2 protein-coding genes are annotated in these 7,139 nt (G+C 74.1%); one reads left to right on the top strand and one right to left on the bottom strand.

All coding sequences use genetic code 11. The features are described 5' to 3' along the window. Window positions 1-802 (bottom strand): AfsR/SARP family transcriptional regulator (locus tag B7767_RS25620; protein WP_143652638.1); only part of this gene is annotated, 802 nt, incomplete at its 3' end. A gap of 239 nt (window positions 803-1,041) precedes the next feature. Here B7767_RS25620 and B7767_RS25615 point away from each other — a divergent pair. Next, window positions 1,042-7,139 (top strand): DEAD/DEAH box helicase (locus tag B7767_RS25615; protein WP_085574260.1); only part of this gene is annotated, 6,098 nt, incomplete at its 3' end.

Here is a 7,139-nt window from a genome sequence, read left to right as displayed (position 1 = left end):
CGACCGGCTCCGGCGCCGGCCGCTCGCCGGTGGCTCCCGACGCCGTACCGGCCGGCTCCAGCGACGGATCGGCGACGAGGACCCGCTGGTGCAACCGCCGCAGCCGCGCGCCCGGATCCAGCCCCATCTCCTCCGACAGCCGCCGCCGGACCTGCTCGTACCACTCCAGCGCCTCGGCCTGCCGTCCGCTCCGGTACAGCGCGAGCATCAGTTGACCGCACACGCGTTCGTCCAGCGGGTCCTGCTCGGCCCAGGCCGACAACCGGGCCAGCACCGCGGCGTGCTGGCCGAGCCGCAGCCGCGCCTCCACCAGTTCGCTCTGCGCCGCCAGCCGTTCCTGGTCCAGAAGGGAACGCTGCGCGTTGAACCACGGAGTGTCCGCACCGGTGAAGGCCTCGCCCCGCCAGAGCCCCAGTGCCTCCTCCCACAACGCGGCCCGCCGCTCGTCCCCGTACGACGCCGGGGCGGCCTGCGCCCGGGCCGACAGCTCACGGAACCGGTGCACGTCCACCGCGCCGGCCCCCACCATGAGCCGGTAGCCCCCCTGCTCGCGGACGATGTCCGCTCCCGAGGACGACAGCGCCCCGCGCAGCCGGGACACATACCCGTACAGGGCCTCCCGGCCGCGCCTCGGCTCCCGCTCCCCCCACACCCGGTCCACCAGCACATCCGCCGGCACCACCCGGCCGGCGTCCATGACCAGCGCGGCCAGCACCTGGCGCTGTCGCGCGTGCCCCACCTCCACCGGCTCGCCGACCCGCCTCACCTCGACGACGCCCAGGACTCCGAAGTGCACCGACATCCGCCCCCACCTCGTGTCACACCCTACGCATCATTCGTCTACCTGCCGCTGACCAGCGGACCAAGGCCAATTCGAGACGTTCCGAACGTCATGGTCCGAAGGGTCCCGGGTCCGACCGGGTGGGTACCGATGTCCGAGGTGGGCGCTATTTTTGATGCCGATCGTCGCGGTACGGGCGCCCGGTTGCCACGGAGGCACGCACCGACGGTCCCGGTAACCGACTCGCCCGAAAGGTCCTCGTGAAGCCCACCCTGGCCGCCGCGCAGCTCCGCGGCAGTCTGACGCAGTACCTCACGACGACGTACGCACTGGCCGACGAGGACACGCGGCGCGCGCTGGAGCGGTTCCTCGGGGATCCGGAGACGGGGATCTTCCGAGGGCCGTTCCTGCGGATCAGGACGCCGTTCCATCCGGCCGGGGACGGGTGGCAGGCGGCGCTGGAGTGGCAGCCGTCGTTCACGCCGTGGCGGCACCAGGCGAAGGCCTGGGAGCGGCTGAGCACGTACAAGGGGGCGGCCGAGCCGACGCTGGTGACGACCGGCACCGGGTCGGGCAAGACGGAGTCGTTCCTGATCCCCGTGCTCGACCACTGCCGGCGGCAGAAGGCGCTGGGGCGGCGCGGGGTGAAGGCCGTGCTGCTGTACCCGATGAACGCACTCGCCACCGACCAGGCGGGGCGCATCGGCGACTACCTGTCGCAGCCGGAGCTGGCGCAGGTGACGGCCGGTCTCTACATCGGGGACAGACCGGACACGGACTTCCGGCGGGTGATGACGCGGCGCGAGGAGATGCGCCAGGCGCCGCCGGACGTGCTGATCACCAACTACAAGATGCTGGACCTGCTGCTCCAGCGGGCCGAGGACCGGCCGCTGTGGGAGGGGGCGGACCCGGCGTACGTGGTGCTGGACGAGTTCCACACCTACGACGGTGCGCAGGGCACGGACGTGGCGATGCTGCTGCGGCGGCTGGCGTCCGCCGTGGGCGCCTCGAAGCCGGAGCGGCCGCTCGGGTCGATCTGCCCGGTGGCGACCTCGGCGACCCTCGGTGAGGGCGGGGGCGACGGCAGTGGCATCCTCGCCGTCGCCGAGCAGGTGTTCGGCGTGCCGTTCGGTCCGGACGCGGTGATCGGTGAGGAGCGGCTGAGCGCCGACGACTTCACCGGCGACATCGACTACGAGCTGCCCGAGCCGCCCGGCCCCAAGGAGGTCATCGAGGTCTCCGGCGGGCCGGGCGTCGAGTCCGACCCGGACCGGCTCGACCTGGACGGGCTCGCCGAGCGGCTGCTGGGGCGGCGCGGCCTGGACGCCTTCCGGATCGGGCGGCTGCTGAAGAAGCACGACTTCACCCACGGGGTGCTCGCGCTGCTGAACGGCGACCCGCTCGACGAGTGGGGGCTGCGGGACCGCATGGCCCGCTTCGGGTACGCGTGGGCGCGCACCGCGCGGGAGAACCCGCGGCTCGCACTGGAGGCGCTGTCGCGGTTCGTGGCGCTGCTGTCGTCCGCGCGGGACCCGGAGTCCGACGAACGCCGGCCGCGTCCGCTGCTGCACATCGAGGCGCACCTGTGGGTGCGGCCGGTGGGGCGGGTGCTGAGCGGGGTGAGCGGCCGGCCGGAGTTCCGCTGGTACGAGGACGAGCGGACCCTCGCGCGGCGCTCCGCGCTCACCGCGGCGTCCGCGTCCGAGGAGTCGTCCGACGGCGACGAGTGGCCGGCGGCGGACTCGCGGCGGCCCGAGGCGCTGCCCGGTTCGGACACCGTGCAGCGGCCGGCCCAGGCGCACCTGCCCGCCGTCTACTGCCGGGTGTGCGGCCGTTCCGGCTGGGCGGCGCTGTCCCCTGAGGCCGATCCGCAGAAGCTGGAGAGCAGTCCGCCGAAGATCTGGCAGGCCTCCGTCGGGCGGGACAAGCGGCGGCTGCGGTACTTCATCTCGGCGACGCAGGCCGAGGCGCGGGACGCCCTCGCGGCGCTCACCGGGGACGCGCCGAAGCAGGCCGGCGGTGTCGACCCGCAGTCCGTGGTGGTGCTGGACGGGACGCAGGGCACCTACCGGATGCCCGTCGCCGAGGACGCGGAAGGGCTGCAGGACGCCTGGTTCGCGCGGGCCGTCCTGGACAAGAAGACCGCCGACCGGGCCGCCAAGGACGACACCTGTCCCGCGTGCGGCGCCGAGAACGGCATCCGGTTCCTCGGCACCGCGCTCGCCGCGCTGGCCTCCGCGACGGTCACCCAGCTGTTCACCGGCGGCCACGAGATCGCGCTGGCGCCCGAGGAGCGCAAGACGCTGCTGTTCAACGACTCCACGCAGGACGCGGCGCACCGTGCCGGGTACGTCGCCAACGCCTCGTACAAGTTCTCGCTGCGCTCGCTGCTGGCACACCGACTGGACGACGCCGGTGCGCCGGTTCCGCTCAACGACCTCATCGGCGACGTCCTGGACTCCGTGGACGACCCGCAGACGCTGGCCGCGGTCGTCCCGCCGGACCTGCACGACGAACCGGGCGTGGACCGGCTCCTGTCGGGGCGCGGCACCGGGGACGCGCGGACCTGGAAGCTCATCGGGGAGCGGCTCGCGTTCGCGACCGTCATGGAGTTCGGGCTGCGCTCACGGCTCGGACGCACCCTGGAACTGACCCGGACCACGGCCGCGGAGGTCGTGATCGCCGAACCGGACCGCGTCGTCGCGCTCGCCCGCGACCTGCACCTCACCCTGCCGGGACAGCTGGGACTGGACGGCGGCCTGCCCACACCCGACCGGTACCTGGCGTACGTGCGGGGGCTGCTGGAGCGGATGCGGCTGCGCGGCGGCGTCCGGCACCGGTGGCTGGACACCTGGATCAGGGAAGCGGGCGTCAACCAGTACCTGATCTCCGGGCAGCGGCCGGAGGGGATGCCGGCCTTCCCCGAGGGGTACGTGGCACCGCCGAGGTTCCTGCTCGCCGGGCCCAAGGAGAAGACGAAGTTCGACACGGTCACCGGGCGGGGCAACTGGTACCAGGACTGGACCCGGCGCTGCCTCGGCCTGGACGCGGCGCAGGCGAGCGAGTACCTGCGCCGGCTGCTGCCCGTCCTCGCGGACGTGGGCGTGCTGTCGGCGCGCACCGCCAAGGACCGCACCACCCGCGTGTACGGGCTCCAGCCGGGCCACATCCACGTGCGGCTCCTGTCGGACGACCTGGTCAACAAGGCGTTCGTGGCCTGCGAGGAGTGCGGCTGGCAGCAGGTGGTGCCGCCCGAGCGGCGCACCCGCTGGTACGGACACCCCTGCCCGCGCTGGCGCTGCACCGGCGTCCTCACGCCTCCCCAGTACGACATGACGTCGACCGGGGCGGGCAGCGGCGGCTTCGGCGGGAGACTGGAGCGCGACTACCGGGCCGACTACTACCGCCGCCTGTACCTGACTGGCGGCACCTACCGGGTCGTCACGGCCGAGCACACCGGCATGCTGACCCGGCCCGAACGGGAGGGCGTGGAGCGGGCGTTCCGGCAGGGCACCCACTACACCGACCCCAACGTGCTGTCCTGCACGCCCACCCTGGAACTGGGCATCGACATCGGCGACCTGTCGGCCGTGCTGCTCGGCTCGCTGCCGGGCGGCCCGGCGAACTACGTGCAGCGCGCCGGACGCGCCGGACGCCGGACCGGCAACGCCCTGGTGGTCGCCTTCGGTGGACGGCGGGCCCGTGACCGGTACTACCTGGACGACCCGACCGAGATGATCGCCGGTGACATCGTGCCGCCGGGCTGCTACCTGTCGGCCGTGGAGATCCTGCGTCGCCAGTACACGGCGCACCTGCTGGACCGGGCGGCGCGCGGCGAACTCACCACGGCGGACGGCGAGCCGCTGACGCCGGTGCCGCGCCTGTCGTCGGCGCTGTTCGGCACGTCCGGCTGGTGCCAGGACCTGTCGGACGCGGCGCTCACCCACGGGGCGCGTCTGGTCGAGGAGTTCCTGGCGCTGTTCCCGCAGGCGCCGGGCGGTGGCCCCGACGACGACCGGGGGGTGTCCCCGCACGCCGCCGACGAACTGCGCGCGTACGCCGGCGGCGGCATCGCGCGCACCCTGGCGGAGGCCGAGGAGGAGTGGACGGCGCGCCGCGAGGAGCTGCGCCGCCGCATCGCCGCCATCGACACGGCGGTGGACGGGCTGCTCGCCGAGGACCGTGAACAGGGCGCCGAGCGGCGCGAGTTGCTGGCGGAGCGGCGTGCCACGGGCGAACTGCTGCGCCAGCTGAGCCAGAGCGGTGCCCACGGTGCCCTCGTCGAGCTCGGCCTGCTGCCCAACTACAGCCTCACCGACACCACGACGTCCCTGGAGGCCACGCTCTACTGGAAGGAGGCCGCCGGCGGCGACGAGGGCGCGGAGGCGCCGGAGGGCGACGACGAGCGCCGGGAGTGGGTGTACCGCAGCGAGACGCGCGACTACGAGCGGTCCCGCAAACTGGCCCTGACCGAACTCGCGCCCGGCAACAGCTTCTACGTCAACGGCTACCGGCACGTCGTGCGCGCCCTCGACATCGGCAGCCCTGAGCGGCGTGCCTGGGCCGTGTGGCGGCTCTGCCCGGCCTGCGGGTACGCGCGCACGCACGGCGACCCGAAGAACGACACCTCGCCGTGCCCGCGGTGCGGCTCCCGGGAGATCGCCGACGCCGGGTGCGTGCACCATGTACTGGAGCCCCGGCGCGTGACGTCCCGGGACAAGCGGGACGACGCCCGGGTGCGGGACGACCGCGACGAGCGGGACCGCAGGCGGTACGCGGTGCTCACCACCGTCGACATCGACCCGGCGCACCTGGCGGCCGGTTCCTGGCGGCACGACAGCGCGGTCTTCGGCGCCGACTTCACCCGCAGGGCCGTCGTGCGCACCCTCAACCTGGGCGTCGACCGGCAGGACGGCAGCAGCACCGTCCCGCTGGCCGGGGACGACGTACGTCTGAACCCGTTCTACGTGTGCACCGGTTGCGGCGGCGCCACGGCCGACGGGCGGCCGGTCGTCGACCAGTCCCAGCACGCGCTCACCGCCTCCCTCGCCCAGTCCACCCGGGCCAGCGCCCACCACCAGCTGTGGTGCCCGCGCCGGCGGCTGCGCGGCAGCGGGGAGGCGCAGGGCGCCGGAGAGGACGTACCGCTGCTGCTGGCGCACGAGCTGACCACGGAGGCCGTCCGCATCCTGCTGCCGGCGTCCGTGGCGCGGGCCGGGGAGCGGCTCGCCTCGTTCACCGCCGCGCTGTTCGCGGGCATAGCGGCCCGCTACGGCGGCGACCCCGACCACATCGACATCACCGCCGCGTCCATGCCGGACGGCGAGGACCGCGACTGGCCGCGCCGGTTCCTCGTGGTCTACGACCGGCTGCCCGGAGGCACCGGCTACCTGCACCGCCTGGCGACCTCCGACGGCTTCCGCGAGGTCCTGTTGAAGGCCCGCGAGGTGATCGAGGACTGCGACTGCCTGCGGAAGGGCCTCGACGGCTGCCACCGCTGCCTGCTGCGCCGCGTCCCGCCGGCCGACTACGACAAGGTCAGCCGCAACGAGGTCCGGCAGATGCTGGACGAACTGCTCGGCGCGGACGGCGAGCGCTGGGCCACCTCCCCCGTCACCACCACCCAGCACATCCCGATGCACCAGCAGGCCGAGAGCGACCTCGAGGTCCTGTTCATCGACACGCTGCGGGAGTGGGCCCGGCTGCCCGGGAGCCGCGCCAGCGGCGACGCCTACATCACGCCGGCCGGCACCCACGCGCTCGACCTGCGGCTGACCGCCGACGACGGCACCACGCTGAGCTGGCGGGTCTCCCAGCAGCGGGTCCTCGACGGCACCCGCCCCGACGTCCTCTTCGAACGGGTCGACGCCCCCGGCCCGCGCGTGGCGCTCTACCTGGACGGCTACGAGTTCCACGCCGGCCGCGCGCACAACCGGGTCGGCGACGACGCCGACAAGCGCACCCGGCTGCGCGCGGAGGGGACCAGGGTCTTCCAGCTCACCTACGGCGACGTGAGCGACTGGCGGCGCCGCGTCCGGGACACCGGCTCCTCGGGCGCGGGACCGGCCGACCCGGTGTGGGAGCCGTACGGGGACAAGGCCCGCGGGAAGGCCCGTGACTACTACGCCCACGTGCGGGGCGCACTGCCCGGAGAACTCGCGGAGACCGTGTGGGTCAACCCGGCCGTGCAGCTCGTGGAGTACCTGCGCAGGCCGGACGCGGAGCGCTGGCAGTGGCGGGCGGAGGCCGCCCTGGCGGGCTTCATGGGCGCCGGGGCCCGCCCGTCCGCGCTCACACCGGACGCGCTGGGCGGGCAGATCACGGCGGCGCTGCGCGGGGAGACGCCCGCGGGGCCGCG

The sequence above is a fragment of the Streptomyces sp. 13-12-16 genome (genome assembly GCF_002114215.1).
Taxonomy (GTDB): Bacteria; Actinomycetota; Actinomycetes; order Streptomycetales; family Streptomycetaceae; genus Streptomyces.
This window is presented reverse-complemented; position numbering and strand designations above follow the sequence as displayed.